This is a genomic window from Paenibacillus sp. FSL L8-0436, assembly GCF_038593025.1.
In the GTDB taxonomy this organism is placed as follows: domain Bacteria; phylum Bacillota; class Bacilli; order Paenibacillales; family Paenibacillaceae; genus Paenibacillus_AQ.
Genome location: NZ_CP151955.1, coordinates 140,210 through 156,469 on the forward strand (window position 1 = coordinate 140,210; position 16,260 = coordinate 156,469).

Annotated in this window: 13 protein-coding genes and 8 tRNA genes; 18 read left to right on the forward strand and 3 right to left on the reverse strand. The window is 49.0% G+C overall.

The features are described 5' to 3' along the window. Window positions 1-69: 69 nt before the first annotated feature. The 16 genes from NSS79_RS00675 (at window position 70) to NSS79_RS00750 (ending at window position 9,207) form a co-directional block, all read left to right on the forward strand. A tRNA-Ser gene (locus tag NSS79_RS00675) sits at window positions 70-161 on the forward strand. A gap of 26 nt (window positions 162-187) precedes the next feature. After that, window positions 188-264 (forward strand) — tRNA-Met (locus NSS79_RS00680). An 8-nt stretch (window positions 265-272) separates the two neighbouring features. After that, window positions 273-348 (forward strand) — tRNA-Val (locus tag NSS79_RS00685). 39 nt (window positions 349-387) lie between these two features. Then, window positions 388-463: transfer RNA gene (locus tag NSS79_RS00690), tRNA-Thr, on the forward strand. A gap of 16 nt (window positions 464-479) precedes the next feature. After that, window positions 480-557 (forward strand) — tRNA-Asp (locus NSS79_RS00695). Window positions 558-585: 28 nt separating this feature from the next. Continuing rightward, window positions 586-661 (forward strand) — tRNA-Phe (locus tag NSS79_RS00700). A gap of 5 nt (window positions 662-666) precedes the next feature. Next, window positions 667-752 (forward strand) — tRNA-Tyr (locus NSS79_RS00705). Between the two features lie 7 nt (window positions 753-759). Next, window positions 760-832 (forward strand) — tRNA-Lys (locus NSS79_RS00710). A 71-nt stretch (window positions 833-903) separates the two neighbouring features. Then, complete coding sequence (locus NSS79_RS00715; protein ID WP_342437898.1) at window positions 904-1,944, forward strand: NAD(P)/FAD-dependent oxidoreductase; 1,041 nt, start codon at window positions 904-906, stop codon at window positions 1,942-1,944. A gap of 109 nt (window positions 1,945-2,053) precedes the next feature. Next, window positions 2,054-3,148, forward strand: coding sequence for a helix-turn-helix domain-containing protein (locus NSS79_RS00720; protein WP_038584592.1), 1,095 nt, complete (start codon window positions 2,054-2,056; stop codon window positions 3,146-3,148). 107 nt (window positions 3,149-3,255) lie between these two features. Then, the gene (gene ugpC / locus NSS79_RS00725) at window positions 3,256-4,377 is read left to right on the forward strand and encodes a sn-glycerol-3-phosphate ABC transporter ATP-binding protein UgpC (RefSeq protein ID WP_038584594.1); all 1,122 of its coding nucleotides are present in this window, start codon (window positions 3,256-3,258) and stop codon (window positions 4,375-4,377) included. A gap of 305 nt (window positions 4,378-4,682) precedes the next feature. Next, on the forward strand, window positions 4,683-5,621 hold the full coding sequence (hprK, locus tag NSS79_RS00730; RefSeq protein ID WP_342437899.1) for an HPr(Ser) kinase/phosphatase: 939 nt from the start codon (window positions 4,683-4,685) through the stop codon (window positions 5,619-5,621). 12 nt (window positions 5,622-5,633) lie between these two features. Then, window positions 5,634-6,665 (forward strand): prolipoprotein diacylglyceryl transferase, encoded by a 1,032-nt coding sequence (gene lgt, locus NSS79_RS00735; RefSeq protein ID WP_342437900.1) that lies wholly within the window; start codon window positions 5,634-5,636, stop codon window positions 6,663-6,665. 7 nt (window positions 6,666-6,672) lie between these two features. Continuing rightward, window positions 6,673-7,326, forward strand: a complete 654-nt coding sequence (ppaX, locus tag NSS79_RS00740) for a pyrophosphatase PpaX (protein WP_342437901.1) — start codon at window positions 6,673-6,675, stop codon at window positions 7,324-7,326. Next, window positions 7,323-7,841, forward strand: a complete 519-nt coding sequence (locus NSS79_RS00745; RefSeq protein WP_342437902.1) for an acyltransferase — start codon at window positions 7,323-7,325, stop codon at window positions 7,839-7,841. Before ppaX ends, NSS79_RS00745 begins: the two co-directional genes overlap by 4 nt. Window positions 7,842-8,007: 166 nt before the next feature. Beyond that, window positions 8,008-9,207, forward strand: a complete 1,200-nt coding sequence (locus tag NSS79_RS00750; protein ID WP_342437903.1) for an acyltransferase — start codon at window positions 8,008-8,010, stop codon at window positions 9,205-9,207. Window positions 9,208-9,307: 100 nt separating this feature from the next. On the opposite strand, the gene NSS79_RS00755 is transcribed toward NSS79_RS00750, so the two are convergent. From NSS79_RS00755 to gntK, 3 genes are all read right to left on the reverse strand, one after another. Next, complete coding sequence (locus NSS79_RS00755; RefSeq protein WP_342437904.1) at window positions 9,308-10,747, reverse strand: copper amine oxidase N-terminal domain-containing protein; 1,440 nt, start codon at window positions 10,745-10,747, stop codon at window positions 9,308-9,310. A gap of 37 nt (window positions 10,748-10,784) precedes the next feature. Continuing rightward, complete coding sequence (locus tag NSS79_RS00760) at window positions 10,785-12,173, reverse strand: MBOAT family protein (protein ID WP_342437905.1); 1,389 nt, start codon at window positions 12,171-12,173, stop codon at window positions 10,785-10,787. A 273-nt stretch (window positions 12,174-12,446) separates the two neighbouring features. Next, window positions 12,447-13,991 (reverse strand): gluconokinase, encoded by a 1,545-nt coding sequence (gene gntK / locus NSS79_RS00765; protein WP_342437906.1) that lies wholly within the window; start codon window positions 13,989-13,991, stop codon window positions 12,447-12,449. A 286-nt stretch (window positions 13,992-14,277) separates the two neighbouring features. On the opposite strand from gntK, the gene NSS79_RS00770 reads away from it, so the two are divergent. Together NSS79_RS00770 and hisG are read left to right on the forward strand one after the other, a co-directional pair. Beyond that, window positions 14,278-15,495: an ATP phosphoribosyltransferase regulatory subunit gene (locus tag NSS79_RS00770; RefSeq protein ID WP_038598307.1), complete on the forward strand. Its 1,218-nt coding sequence runs from the start codon at window positions 14,278-14,280 to the stop codon at window positions 15,493-15,495. 87 nt (window positions 15,496-15,582) lie between these two features. Further along, entirely contained in the window at window positions 15,583-16,227 is a 645-nt protein-coding gene (gene hisG, locus NSS79_RS00775; protein ID WP_342440280.1) for an ATP phosphoribosyltransferase, read from the forward strand. Window positions 16,228-16,260 lie beyond the last annotated feature (33 nt).

Consider the following 16,260-nt stretch of genomic DNA (forward strand, 5'->3'; position numbering starts at 1 on the left):
AGATTTGTTTCGGGTTCAGTTTTCAGGAATCAAGGTTCCTGAATGAATTTACATGGCACCAACTTGTTTGGAGAGATACCCAAGTGGCTATAAGGGGACCCTCTGCTAAGGGGTTAGACTGCGTAAGCGGTGCGAGGGTTCGAATCCCTCTCTCTCCGCCATTTCAAATTCATAATATTGTTAGTGTGGCGGCGTAGCTCAGCTGGCTAGAGCGTACGGTTCATACCCGTGAGGTCGGGGGTTCGATCCCCTCTGCCGCTACCATACAACCCGGAGGCTTAGCTCAGCTGGGAGAGCATCTGCCTTACAAGCAGAGGGTCGGGGGTTCGATCCCCTCAGCCTCCACCATTTTCACAATTCAACACCGTTTCAACACTTTTACACCGTGCCGGTGTAGCTCAACTGGTAGAGCAACTGACTTGTAATCAGTAGGTTGGGGGTTCAAGTCCTCTCGCCGGCACCATTATTTTTACAAATGCGGAACCGTGGTGTAGTTGGCCTAACATGCCTGCCTGTCACGCAGGAGATCGCGGGTTCGAATCCCGTCGGTTCCGCCATTTTTTTATGTTTTATGGCTTTTTTTATGGCTCGGTAGCTCAGTCGGTAGAGCAAAGGACTGAAAATCCTTGTGTCGGGGGTTCGATTCCCTCCCGCGCCACCATATATGGAGGCTTAGCGAAGTGGCCAAACGCATCAGACTGTAAATCTGCTCACGTACGTGTTCGGTGGTTCGAATCCATCAGCCTCCACCAGTTTTATGAGCCATTAGCTCAGTTGGTAGAGCACCTGACTTTTAATCAGGGTGTCGAAGGTTCGAGTCCTTCATGGCTCATCCCAATCAGAAAGTCATCACCTCCGGGTGGTGGCTTTTTTGTGTTATTGTCATACCGCAGGAAATTGAAATTGCTGACAGCGAGTTTAAAATTTCTGTCTCCGTTTAATTATAAGTTTATAACACTGAGCAGAAATGAGGGGATTCCCGTTATATATGATGCAATTATTGTTGGAGGCGGTTTTGCCGGCCTGCAGGCAGCGATTCAATTAGGACGTTACTCTACCCACCATGTGCTTGTGATAGACGCGGGAGGGGGAAGATCTAACATTTGCCGCAATTATCATAATATATTGGGCTGGCCAGAGGGAATATCCGGTGAAGAGCTTAGGGCAAGGGGCAGGCGGCAGGCTGAAGTTGCCGGTGTGGAGTTTGCTACGGATAGGATTACTAAGGCAGAGAAGCAGAATGGTTTGTTTCAGCTGAACGGTTCCGAGAATCAGTGCTATAGTTCAAAGACATTGCTGCTTGCAACAGGTGTAATGGACCGCTTTCCTGAGCTGCCGGGGCTTGCAGCTACACTAGGGAAGACGGTATATGTATGCCCGGATTGTGATGGCTACGAAATTCAGAACCGGCAGACCCTATTGCTGGGCTCAGGTGACGTAGGGGCAAATATGGCTTTTGTTTTGCGTGAGCGTACGGGTGATTTGACTTATATCAATCATGAGTGCCAGCCGGTATCGGCAGAGAACCGCCAACGTCTTGAAGAGCAAGGGATCTTATATGTAGAGGAAGCAGTTGCTCGAATCGATGAGGAGAATGATGGAATCATTAAAGCGGTAATCCTGGAGAGCGGAAATACTTTGCTTGCGGAGCGAGGGTTCATCGCCTTTGGGAATAATGCGGTACATTCGGAACTTGCGGCAGAGCTTGGGGTGAAGCTTCATAAGAATAGGCATATCGAAGCGGATAAGCGTTCATTAATGACCAATGTGGAGCATTTATGGGTGGCTGGTGATGTCGCTGTTCATGCAGAGCAAGCTACTGTTGCAATGGGTGAGGGAGCGATAGCCGGTATTTGGATGCATAAAGAGTTAAAGAAGATATCCCCGGTAAGCTTGCCGCCGTCTAAGCAAAATCATAGCGAAATGGTAAAACAAAATAAATGATTCCTCAAATTGTCGATTGTGTCTTAGTAATCGGAGGGACCAGGCCGCATAATGTTGGGAATTATGATAAAATAGGCGAAAAGAGCAAAAGTGGTGGAGAATGGTGACGATGGATAGTGAGGCATTGCGTCAAAAATTGGAGCAGCTCACCGGAAAGAGAACCGGAATCAAACAACTCGGGAGGCAGCATTCAGCTTCTCTTTTTGGCATAGGCAAAGAAGAGTTGGATCAGCCGGTCACTCATGAAGGTCATCTTTGGGTACCATTGTATGAGAACGAGGGAAGAATAACTGCGATTTGGGTAGAGATGGATGGCCTTTCGGCTCTGGAATTGCAATTGGTCAATTATGCGGCACGGAATTTTGCTGTCGCGCTCAAGGCCACAGGGTTAAAGGAAGAAGGAGAAGTAGAGGCCCGGCAGCTGAGCAACTGGCTGAATTCGCAGCTCGAGCAAGAGAAGAATGATGCAGAGATTCCTGACGAAATCACTCTGAAGGGACGTTTGTTCGGCGAGATGATTCCTTTTCTGCTGGTGAGTGAGAATGTCCACAATCCGCAGATCTCTTACCGTTCGCTTATGAAGCTGCTGCGCAATTATTTTGAGAACGAAATATTGCTGATCCCCCTGCAGGAGAAGGAATGGTTAATTTTAGCCCGCAAGGAATTGCTGACCGGCGGGGATGATAAGGACGATGAGGAAGAGAGTGTAGATGAGCTTCTGTCACAGACCTGTATGGGGCTGCATGAGCTGATTGCCAGTGAGTGGGTAGGTGTATTCCATCTGGCGGTTGCACCGGCGATCATCCCGGTAAAAGGTTTGACGGGCTCGGTTGCGCTGCTGCGGGAAACGATTGTTTTGGGACGGATTTTTCAGGTTGGCGACTATATTCATCTCCCGTGGGAGCTGCATATGGAGCGGCTGGTGAACAGTATCCCTGATGAGCGGCGCAGGCAGCTGCTAGGACAGATCGGTGACTATACTTCGGTGCTGGCGGATAAGGAAATGCTGCTGACGCTGGAAACTTTCTTCGAGATGGACTGCAATGTCAGTGAGACCGCGAAAAAATTGTACATCCACCGCAACACGCTCCTATACCGGTTGGACAAGATCAAACAGGAGACCGGAGCCGATGTACGGAGCTTTGGCGACGCAGCAATTGTAAAGTTAACCATGTTATTGTATAAAGTGACGAAAAGAAAATAGGATTTTTGTGAACGTTACAAATAGCCAGCGAGGCACGTCTGGGGTAAGATAAATGTACAAGAAAGCGATTTATTTATAATCAACTAATAACTCGAGGGGGAAATACAATGGCAGGCGTACGTTTAGAGCATATTTTCAAAAAATACCCGGGTTCCGATAAAGCAACAGTAATCGACATCAATCTTGATATTAAAGATAAGGAATTCCTCGTACTGGTTGGACCTTCCGGTTGTGGTAAATCCACTACCCTGCGTATGATCGCTGGTCTGGAAGAAATCTCCGAAGGTAAAATGTACATTGGCGACCGTGTAGTCAATGACGTTGCTCCTAAAGACCGCGATATCGCGATGGTATTCCAATCCTACGCCCTGTACCCGCATATGAGCGTGTACCAAAACATGGCTTTCGGTTTGAAACTGCGTAAAGTGAAGAAAGAGGAAATCGACAAGAAAGTTCGCGAAGCTGCAAAAATTCTCGATATCGAGCACTTGCTTGAGCGTAAACCTAAAGCACTGTCCGGTGGTCAACGCCAACGTGTCGCTCTAGGCCGCGCTATCGTCCGTGATCCGCAAGTCTTCTTGATGGATGAGCCACTTTCCAACTTGGATGCTAAACTTCGTGGTCAAATGCGTGCTGAAATCACTAAACTGGTTAAACGCCTTGAAACCACTTGTATCTACGTAACGCATGACCAGACAGAAGCTATGACGATGGGTGACCGTATCGTAGTTATGTATGATGGTATCATTCAACAGGCAGCTTCTCCTGAAGAACTGTACAATGAGCCTACCAACTTGTTCGTAGCCGGATTTATTGGTTCCCCAACTATGAACTTTATCAATGGTACTCTGTCCGATGTTGGCGGCGCTGTTCGCTTCCGCGCTGAGAACCTTGACGTTGAAGTTCCAGGAGGCAAAGCTACAATCCTGCGCAGCAAAGGCTATATCGGCAAAGAAGTGATCATGGGCGTTCGTCCAGAAGATATCCATGAAGAACCAGTATTCCTGGAAGCTTCCCCGAACACAATCTTCACTTCGCTGGTAGATGTTACGGAAAACCTTGGTCATGAAATGCTCCTTTACTTGAGCGGCCTGGGCAGCAACACTGTAATTGCCCGTGTAGATGGACGTTCCACTACCCGTGAAGGCAGCAAGCCTAAATTGGCAATTGACATGAACAAAATCCACATCTTTGATAAAGAATCCGAACTTAACGTATTGTTGGGCTAAGATAGACATATCTTCCCTTTTAAAGAAAGCCGCCTGAAAGGGCGGCTTTTTTGTCTTCTTGGAGTCTTCCCCTAATGACTTCCTAATCTATAGGAATAGATGGGCAGAATATAAGCAGGTTTGGGTTGGGTTCAACTCCTTATATATCAATGGATCTAAGGGCACGGTAGCAGGTATTAAGATTGCATTAAAGGGGATTATCAATTAAGATAGCAGGAGAATTACCTACGGATGGAATGGAAAGAGTTGTTAACCAAATGTAGGAAAGCGGACATAACCGTTAGGTGACGAAAGGACGGACATACATGGCTAAGAAGGTAAAAGTATCGGAATTGGTACAGCATTTTCAATTAGAGGTTGTTTCCGGGCATGAAGGTCTGAAGAGACCGATTACAGTGGATGACTTGAATCGGCCCGGTCTGGAAATAGCAGGTTATTTCGAATATTATCCGGAAGAACGGGTACAGTTGCTGGGCAAGACAGAGCTGGCCTTCTTTTCTATGCTTTCGGAGGAAGAGCGCAAGAGCCGGATTCGCGGGATCTGTAAGGAGAATACACCTTGTATTGTCATTACAAGAGCATTGGATGTGCCGCAGGAGCTGATTGACATAAGCAATGAAAAAGGGCTTCCGGTATTGCGCAGCTCGATGGCTACAACGATTTTTTCCAGCAGACTGACCAGCTTCCTTGAAGGCAGACTTGCACCTACAGCAACCATTCATGGCGTTCTCTGCGATGTATACGGTGTAGGCATGCTGATTACAGGCAGCAGCGGCATTGGTAAAAGTGAAACGGCACTTGAGCTCGTTAAACGCGGACATCGCCTGATCGCGGACGATGCCGTGGAAATCCGCCAGACCTCCGACAACCAGCTGCATGGTACGGCACCGGAGCTGATCCGCCATTTGCTCGAAATCCGCGGCGTCGGAATTATAAATGTAATGACACTCTTCGGTGCAGGCGCAATCCGCAATCATAAGCGTATTACGCTGGTGGTTCGGCTGGAAGCCTGGCAGCAGGACAAGCAATATGACCGGCTTGGTCTGGATGAAGAAACGACACGGATTATCGATACGGACGTTCCCCTCGTAACCATTCCGGTACGGCCAGGACGAAATCTTGCCGTTATTATTGAGGTTGCGGCCATGAACTACCGCTTGAAGCAAATGGGCTTTAACGCGGCTCTGCAGTTTACCAATAAACTTACAGCTACCATATCTGAAGACATGGATGATCTGGACTAGGAGTGTGAGAGCATGTTTTTTTCATTAGCGATTAATCCCATTGTATTCTCCATCGGTTCACTACCCGTTCACTGGTATGGTTTGATCCTTGGATTCGGCGCACTTGCCGGATTATTCCTCGCGATTCAGGAAGGCAAACGGTTTAATATTTCCCAGGAATTCTTTATGGATATGCTGCTGCTTGGAGTGCCGTCGGCGATCATTGGCGCGCGGATATATTTTGTGGCTTTTAAATGGGAGGACTATAAGGATAACTTTATAGATGTCTTCAAAATATGGAACGGCGGAATTGCCATCTATGGAGCCTTGATCGGGGCCATTATTTGCGCCATTATCTATTTCCGTTATAAAGGGTACCCATTCTGGCGTGTTGTGGATATTTGCGCGCCTGGACTGCTGGCCGGACAAATGATTGGCCGATGGGGTAACTTTATTAATCAGGAGGCTTATGGTGGGGTTGTAGAGGAGTCGTTCCTGCGCGATAAGCTGCATTTGCCTGACTTTATCGTCAATCAAATGTACATAGAAAATGCGTTCCATCATCCAACCTTCCTGTACGAATCGCTGTGGAGCTTGCTGGGTATTCTACTCCTTATGGTGCTGCGCCGCCAAAGGTTTGTCCGTGCGGGTGAAATCTTCTTATCCTACTTTATCTGGTATTCAATCGGCCGTTTCTTCATTGAAGCCTTGCGTACCGACAGCTTGGGCTTTAACGGCAGCAGCGGTGTAGCTTCATTCGTCAACGGCCTGTGGAGCCCGATGAAATGGATGGGCTTTGAACAAGGGTACTTTGATCCTGCCTATGGAAATATCCGTATCTCACAGCTGCTCGCTTTGCTGATTATCGTGGCTGCTGTAGTACTTATTATTGTGCGCCGGGTAACCGGTCAATCTAAGGCTCATTATTCCGATCCTATTGTCAGCACCAAGCCGGCCGCGGCAGATTCTGTGGTCCCGGAGAATGCAGTCAACACACCGCAAAAAGCCCCGCAGGCGGCACCGCCTGACAAGGTCAAGTCTGAGGATGCGGAACCGAAGGAGTAGTAACCCGATGATAGAATGCGTTCTTTTTGATCTGGACGGAACGATTGTGAACACCAATGAACTGATTATTGGCTCTTTCATGCATGCGCTGAAGGAGAACAATCTTCCGTCTCTGACCCGGGAGCAGATTATCCCCCATATGGGAACAACACTTCATCAGCAGCTGAGCGCGTTCTCCGGCCTTGAGGATACCAGCATATTGGAGAAGTCCTACCGTTCTTACAACTACGCGCATCACGATGAGCTGATTGGTTCTTTTCCGCGTGTGAATGAAACGATGGAAGAGCTGTCGCGGCGCGGGATTAGAATGGGGATTGTAACGACGAAGATTCGTCCGACTACGCTCAAGGCACTGGAGATGTTCGATCTGCTGAAGTATATGGAAACTATAGTAACGGTTACTGATGTGACACAGCCTAAACCGCATCCGGAGCCGGTGCTGACAGCTATCCGCAACTTAGAGGTTGACCCGCAGCATACCTTGATGGTAGGCGACAGCATTGTAGATATCCAATCGGCCAAAGCGGCCGGTGTGCCTGTAGCAGCTGTAGCCTGGTCACTTAAAGGGGAAGAGACGCTGCGTAAATATGAGCCGGATTATATTATCCATGACATGACGGATTTATATGAGATAGTCCGGCAAGGGACGAAGGAATCGTGAGAAACCTAACCCGCTATCCGGTGGAGGGGCATAATTCACTCTGGTACATTTACCGTACAGTTAGCCCATGGAAGGGCGTCCGTAATTTTATTTTTATCCAAATTGCCCGGTATTGCCCCATTCTTCCGCTCAAGAACTGGATTTATCGCCGGATCCTTGGCATGAAGGTGGGTAAACATACGGCATTTGGACTGATGGCAATGGTCGATGTATTTTTTCCGGAGAAAATTACAGTCGGCGAAAACTCCATCATCGGCTATAATACCACCATTTTGGCTCATGAGTACCTGATTAAAGAGTATCGGCTCGGTGAAGTCATTATTGGTGAAAATGTTCTAATTGGCGCTAATACAACCATTCTCCCCGGTGTAACGATCGGAGATGGCGCGGTTGTGGCGGCCGGTTCGGTTGTGCACAAGCATGTGGCGGCCGGATCGTTTGTCGGAGGCAATCCGCTGCGGGAGCTGCGCCCGGGGGACTCGTCAGACCGGTTAGACCGTACAGAACACCTATAGTTAGAAACAAACCGCTTACGTATTTTACTTGTCCAGGATGCATTATGATGTCTTTTGGGTATAGTTACGTAAGGCGGTTTTTTTCGTTATAGAGGAGCAGCGACAGATAAGTTACAGGCATCGTATCTCTTTGCATAGTCAATCTGAAGGAGATGAGAGATTTAAAGTGAATTCCATCAAAAAGGAAAGACTGCCCCAGTTGGATATTTTCCGGGCTTTGGCCATACTTGGTGTACTGCATGTACATGCCACATCGTTCGCAGCAGGAGAGCAGGCACTTCAATCGCCTTATTATGTTTGGATCAACGGGGTCAATATTTTTTTTAGATTCGGGACTCCCTGTTTTATTTTTCTTAGCAGTTTTGTTCTTTTCTATAATTACTACGGCCGTCCGGTTACCCGTGGGCTGATGCTTAACTTTTACCGCCGGAGACTAACGTATATCCTTTTGCCTTATCTGCTGGCCTCCATCGGATATCATCTAATGGTTCTCTACATAAACGGCCAATTGCTTGATGATCCGTTAACGAATCTATCCTCCTTTATGTACGCCCTCATTACAGGCTCTGCCTATACTCATTTGTACTTCGTATTTATCAGCATTCAGTTCTATTTGGTCTTTCCGCTGATCCTGCAACTGATGCAGAAATCAAAAACAATGGTCACCTGGGCTATACCGGTCGGTCTCATCATTCAGTGGGCTTTTGTATTCCTGAATAAATATCAGCTGCAACTTGTGGATAAGGCCAGCTATGCTCCAACGTATATGGCTTACTACATGATGGGGGCTTATCTTGCGATTCATTTTGACAAAATCAAGCCTTGGCTGGAACGCTCCTTCAAAGAGTGGTCCAACAAACAAACAGGAGAGACATTTGTGCTCTGGGGGAGTTGGCTCGCTGCGGCCTTCATTCAGATTCATCTATGGTATCAAGGCCGGCATTTTGGCCATTGGGTCAACTCGCTGTGGTACGAGCTGCTCTGGAATGCTCACTCCATGCTTTCGGCGCTTGTACTGCTCCATGCCACCTTCCTGATATACCGCACTGCTTCCCGAGGGGTTAATGCCTTTATGACTAGGCTTGGAGAAATCTCCTTTGGTGTGTATCTGCTCCATCCGCTCATTCTGGTGCTGTACCGCCGGTTCCGGTATAACATTCCATTGGATTCCTTGGCCTATGTATTATTCGTACATGGAGGGCTTATAGTGGCTCTTGGGGTAAGCTGGGTGGTCGTTCAGATCTCGTTCCGCCGAATCCGGTGGTCCTGGATCGCATTCGGAAGTGTTCCCCGCTCGCTTGCACCACAACCTAAGCAGGAGCCGGAAGCTGTGCTCACTTTGGATAATAGCCACGGAAAGGCTTAGCGAGTTTTTAAACAGCAAAAAGCCATCGGCATGAAGAATGCCAATGGCTTGATATTCCCGGTTATCGGGCACTAAGATCGAATAGTTACGGATGTATGCTTTATTCCCCAAAGGTGATATCAACTTCAAGCAGCTTGTCTTTCTCCTGCCCCAAAGTGACTGAACCTCCGAACAAGGCTGGAATGGACTCCAGTGGAGCGGCCATGATCCCGATCTTGTTCTCAACGGGAGCAGCCAGCTTGACGGTTTGTCCATCGAGCAGGGCTTCGTCCGAACCTACAGTCAGTTCCGCAACGCTGTCTCCCTTGGCGAGAGTAATCAATTTCTTATCGATATCATAATCGAAGGCAATCCCCAGCATCTGCGCATAGAGCTTGAGAGGAGCCATAATGACGTCTCCTGTCGTTGGCGGAAGGAAACCGAAGCTCTGCGGCTCACCGTTCAGAGAGAGATCTATGGAATAGACTGTGCCATCCTCTGTATTAACGATTACATTCTCGGCCTGCCGTTTCAGCAGTTGGATCCCCTGTTCCAGGTTATCTGCTGTGACCAGATGGGTCCCTTTAGAGATTCCATCCACAATTATAGAATTAACAGCGCCGGAGTGATGGGACAGATCCTTGTAAAGATCAAGGTTATAGGTGATGTCGGTGTCTGTCTGGAATTCATAAATACTAACATTGGAATAGGAATTAAGCTTATCGAACATATAACGTTTCATTTCTAGCTGGTTGCCGTAGCGTTCCGGGTTGGTCTTATACCAGACCTGCTGCCGCAGAATCGAATATGGCGGATAGTAGAAATAAAACTTCGTCTCTGGATGAGCTTTGACTATGCTGACCACATTCTCATCAAAGGTTTGCTTAACGGAATCCAGCGGATCCTCATTATTTCCATACGCGACCTCCTTGTTCCGTGCCGACTGCCAGTTCTTAATAACTAAGTCGCGTCCATAGGTAACTGACTTGTCCCAGTTGTACAGTAGCTCAAGCGATGTCAGCTTCAGGTTCGCTCGTCCTTCTGACTTACTTAAAGCTGTAAGCGCCGACTTAATATTAGTTTCATTGAAGACATATTTGTAATCGTTAAGCGGATTGCTGTCGTACAGATATGCGGGGAATTCTTCATTACCGGTTGCATTGTTAGTGCGGAAGGCGAAATAATCGATTCCCCATAATACTTGTTTGACCTGGCCTGTTTTGAAGGCTACTTTTGCAGTCTGATACTGCTCTCCGATGGTCGAGCCTTCAATAGACAATTTAAGAACGTCGCCCTTCAACTTCTCGCCTACATCAGAGGGGAGAAAATTTTCCGTCATGGAGCTGCCGAGAACGATGGTATCATATTTGTAGTTACGGGCAAGACCGGGATTCTGGTATCGTTCCTGCCAGGACAGTTTAGGAGTGTAGAAGCTGGCCTTGCGGTAGAACTGCAAGGGATCGACGATATAACTAAAGGTACCAATCAGAACAGCGAACGCGATAACCATAGTTATAAATTGAAATATAAATTTTTTGTATTTCGTTTTTTTATGCCTCAATTCAATAAATCTCCTTTATCAGTTGAAATGGCCGGGATCAGAAGCTGAAATAGAGAAACTCGCTGATTTTGTTGAAATAGACGACAGCAATACAGAACAAAGCGGCGGCAAAAACGGCGGTTTTCCAGCCCGGCTTGAATCCTTCCAGCATCTGCATAGAGTTGCGGCATAGCACAGCCACAATCATGAAGACAGCCAGTCCCAATACAATCGTCTTGTCCAATGAAGCGATGCCGATTCCGTTAAGGCCGACCATTCCTTTCAACACCTTGATGGCATTGTCCCAACTGGTTGCCCGGAAGAAAACCCAGGTCAGATTAATAAATTGGAAAGTGATAAACCAAGCTACCCATTTCGGCAGTTTGATGTTGGCTTTTTGCCAAATCCGGTGGATAAACTGGGCAAATCCATGCATGAATCCCCAGAAGACAAAGGTCCAGCCCGCCCCGTGCCAGAGACCGCCGATGAGCATGGTCAGCATGGAGTTGATATGGGTGCGGGTAGTTCCTTTACGGCTGCCGCCCAGAGGGAAATAGATATACTCCCGCAGGAAGCGGCTTAAGGTCATATGCCAGCGGCGCCAAAAATCCTGAATGTTCAAGGATTTGTATGGTGAATTAAAGTTGATGGGCAAAATAATATTAAACAGCAGGGCAACACCAATCGCCATGTCCGAATACCCGCTGAAATCATAATAGAGCTGAAGGGTGTAGGAAAGTGAGGTTGTCCAGGCTTGAATAAAATTCAACTGGGACAGCACATCAAATCCATTGCTGGCTACGGGTGCAAATGAATCGGCGATAACCACTTTCTTAAATAACCCAATACTCAGCAGAAAAAGGCCTTTGGCCACGTTGCTGTAATCAAAACGTTTGCCCCGTAAACGGTCGAACTGCGGCATCATCTCCTTATGATGGAGAATCGGACCTGCAATCAGATGCGGATAAAAGGTTACAAACAATACATAGCTGATCACATTATATTCTTTTGCTTTACCGCGATAAGCGTCGACCAGGTAAGCGATCTGTGTAAAGGTGAAAAAGCTGATTCCGAGCGGAAGCACGATCTTGAGCAATGGAACATCTGAATCGAACAGAGCGTTGACATTGCCGATAAAGAAATCGGCATATTTATAATAGATAAGCAGCAGCAGATTCATGATGATGGCGAAAGCCAAAGCTAGTTTGCGCTTTCGTTCCGTGGCATTTTGCATATGGGAGATGGTTCTGCCCATAAAATAGTTGAAGGCGATGGAACCCAGCAGCAGTGGAAGGTAGCGCACATCCCACCAGCAGTAGAAGAACAGGGAACTAAGCGCTAGCCAGAGCTTGCTGGCGTAGATCAAACGAAAGCGATTTAATAGAAAATAAACTATCACAGTAACCGGCATGAAAATAAATATAAATTCGTAAGAGTTAAACAGCACTTCTTCAAACACCTCTTCATAATTTTCGACTTCAAATAGCTGGTCTATGGCCCTAAGTTTCAATATACTAAAAAAACGTCTGGCGGGTAAGTCCTTACACGGCAAATAATAAGAAATAATCCTGAAAATTGACAAAAAACGATGTGCGGCAAATATTCCATATTTTAGTTTTTTTGTCAAGTGCCATGCGGCGAGCCGATATCAGGAAGATGTATTCAAAGATATGAGATTGCCGAATATAACATCTTGCCGGTATCATCAGCCAGTACTCCTTTACTCCCCCGACTGTTCACGCTGAAACCCGGCGATGGCCTCATATTGACTTTCCAGACTCCGGAAGACGGAAATATAGATGGGCAGCAGCTGCTTGTACACTTTGGCATGCTCTTGGATCGGCTGATGCTGATGTGTGGAGCCGATCATTCCGAATACATGATCAAGGGAGTCGATGCGCCGGATAGCATAAAGGCCAAGCACCACTGCGCCAAGGCAGGAACTCTCGAAGCTCTCCGGAACGACAACCTCCTGATCGAAAATATCGGCCATCATCTGCCGCCACAGGGAAGAGCGGGCGAAGCCGCCGGTGGCGAGAATCTTGCTCGGGCGGCCAATGCGCTCCTCCATGGCCAGCAGCACGGTGTACATATTGAAAATGACCCCTTCCAGCACTGAACGGATCATATGCTCCTTGTGGTGATTCATCGTCAGGCCAAAGAAGGAGCCCCTGGCGTCCGGATTCCATAGCGGTGCGCGTTCTCCAGTCAGGTAGGGATGAAAGAGCAATCCGCCGCTGCCGGGAGGCACCTGCTCGGCAATGCGTGTCAGCACTTCATAGGGATCAATGCCGAGGCGTTTGGCAGTCTCCACCTCGGAGGCGGCAAATTCATCACGTACCCAGCGGAACAGCATGCCGCCGTTATTCACCGGCCCGCCGATGACCCAGTGTTTCTCGGTCAGGGCATAGCAGAAGATTCGCCCTTTGGGATCGGTAAGCGGACGGTCCACTACGGTGCGGATCGCTCCGCTGGTTCCGATCGTGGCAGCGATAACGCCAGGCTGAATGGCACCTACCCCAAGATTGGAGAGGACCCCGTCGCTGGCGCCGACAATAAATGGAGTAGAGGAGAGCAGGCCCAGTTCTGCTGCCAGCCCCGGGAGCAGCCCCTGCATGATATGAGTGGTAGGGACAGGGATTGACAGGCGCTCCCTGGTAATGCCGGCAATGCTCAGCGCCTCTTCATCCCAATCCAGCTTCTCCAGGTTGAACATGCCGGTAGAGGAAGCGATGGAATGGTCGATCACATATTCTCCGAACAGTTTGGCGAAGATGTATTCTTTAATGGAAATGAATTTATAAGCCTGGCGAAAAAGCTCAGGCTGCTCTTCGCCAAGCCACATCAGCTTGGTGATCGGGGACATCGGATGAATAGGGGTTCCTGTACGCAAATATAATTCATGTCCCCCGAGCTCGTTCTTAAGACGGGCAGCACAAGCAGCGCTGCGGTTATCCGCCCATGTGATGCAGGCGGTAAGGGGCTTGCCCGTATTGTCTACGGCAATGACACTATGCATGGCTGAACTGAAAGAGACAAACAGCACCGCTTCAGCGGGGACAGCGCTGTCCCGCATCACCGCCGCAATGGTTTGGGTTACTGCATTCATAATTTGCTCCGGGTCCTGCTCAGCCACAGATGGGGAGGGCTGGTGCAGCGGGTAACCCTGATTGGACTGTGCCGCGATTCGGCCATTTTCTTCGAAGAGGACTGCCTTAGTGCTGGTGGTTCCAATATCAACGCCGATCATATAGGATGTATTCAACGGATAGTCCTTCTTTCTATTGGAAAATAGATACTTGGAGCACTGGAAGCAGGGAATAAAGTACAATTATATAAGGTTATTATATTATCCGGTAAACGCTGAGGCAAAATTCAGGTAAACCTCAGGCTGGTGGTTAAGATATTATGTCTATGGTGTAAGGTTTTATTGACGCAAAAGGATGGATCATGATACGATGTTGCAAATGCTTTACTTTGCTACCACTTTACCATAGTAAAGTGAACGATATATATAACTAGCATGATATCTGATGAGGTGACTAATGAAGATGTCCAAACCTAAGGGATTCGAGAAGCCGGCTGGTGTGCGCGACTATCTCCCGCGTGCAGTAACGAAGCTGCGCAAGATTGAGAACGACGTGCTCCACTGTATGAGCCGCTGGGGATACCAGCAGATGATTACACCCACACTTGAATATTACGATACGGTCGGCGTGGCTAGTTCCACATCAGACCAGAAGCTTTATAAATTGCTTAACAACCGTGGTCAGGCCCTGGTGCTGCGTTCCGAAATGACTGCGCCGGTTGCGCGCGTGGTTTCATCGTTATTGAAGGATGAGCCACTTCCGCTCCGCCTTTCTTATCATGCCAATGTGTTCCGGGCAATCGAAGAGGAGGCCGGCCGGGAAGCGGAGTTCTTCCAGACTGGTGTGGAGCTTGTAGGCGATGATTCGCCTGAGGCGGATGCCGAGGTCGTGGCGCTGGCCATTTCATCGCTGCAGGCAGCGGGCGTCAAGTCTTTCAAAATCGCGATGGGACATGTCGGATTCCTGGACGGACTCTTCCAAGAGGCGGTCGCCGGACTGCCGGAAGCCCAGGAGGAGCTGAAAAGCCATCTGCTGAACCGCGATTATGTTGCTTTCCGGGAAACCCTCCGGCGGCTGGACCTGACGGAGGCCCAGAAGCGGGAGCTGGACGGGCTGCTGCGGCTGCGCGGCGGCAAAGAAATCTGCGGGCAGGCACTGGAGCTTAGCAGCCATCCGCTGGCCCGGACCTCTATTGAGCATCTGTGCAAGGTGTGGGAGGTGCTTGTCTCTTACGGGGTTTCACAGCATGTGCTGATTGATCTGACGATGATCGGAGATTTCTCTTATTATACAGGGATGACCTTTGAGGGATATGCCTCCGAGCTGGGGTTCCCGGTATGCAGCGGCGGGCGGTATGATAATCTGCTTCAGCAGTTTGGGCGCCCGATTCCTTCGACCGGGTTCTCACTCAAAACGAACCGGATTCTGGACGGAGTATCCGGCATGCCGGAAGAGGCGGAGCTGCCGGTATTGATCCAGTACGATGCGCTGCGGCGGACCGAAGGGCTGGAAGAAGCCGCGCGGCTGCGCGCACAAGGCCGGATTGTTGTAACCAAGCTGGCAGCGGGGCCGGAAGAGCTGAAGACGGTGAAGCGGCTTGACACAGAGACGGTGGAAGCCGACGGCGAGCAGTATGGTGAAATCTATACATTTGTGTCTTTTGTCAGCGAACACGGCTAAGCGGAGAGCCTGCGGCTAGTGATCGGTATAGTAAGAGAACAGAAATGAACAATTTGCAGAGGGAAATGGAAACGGAGGCTAATGATGATGGCGCAGATACTGAAGGTAGCGATGCCGAAAGGCCGAATATACACTAAAGCGGCAGAGTTGTTCCGCCAAGCGGGGCTGCCGATTCCGCCGGATGGCGAAGAGTCGCGCAAGCTGGTGATCTCACTGCCTGAGGCGGGCATGGAGTTTATTCTGGCCAAGCCGGTTGATGTGCCTACCTATGTTGAATATGGTGTGGCGGATATTGGCATTGTGGGCAAAGATGTGCTGCTGGAGGAAGAACGCGACGTGTACGAGCTGCTTGATCTGGGCATTGCACGCTGCCGGATGTCCATTATCGGGCTGCCAAACTGGCAGCCAGGGATTCAGCAGCGGGTAGCGACGAAATACCCGAATGTAGCTTCGCGGTATTTCCGTGAGCAGGGCCAGCAGGTGGAGGTCGTTAAGCTGAACGGCTCGATTGAGCTTGCTCCACTGATTGGCCTTGCCGACCGTATTGTCGATATGGTGGAGACCGGGCAAACCCTTAAGGATAACGGACTGGTGGAAATGAAGAGCATCTTCGAAATCACAAGCCGGCTGGTTGCGAACCGTGTAAGCTACCGGATGAAGAATGAGCAGATCCAGCAGCTGTGCGACCGTCTGCAGGCAGTTATCACAGAACCGGGGTTTCAGTTAAAATAAAATGAGTATGGATGTTCAAAGGGGGAACGAGCG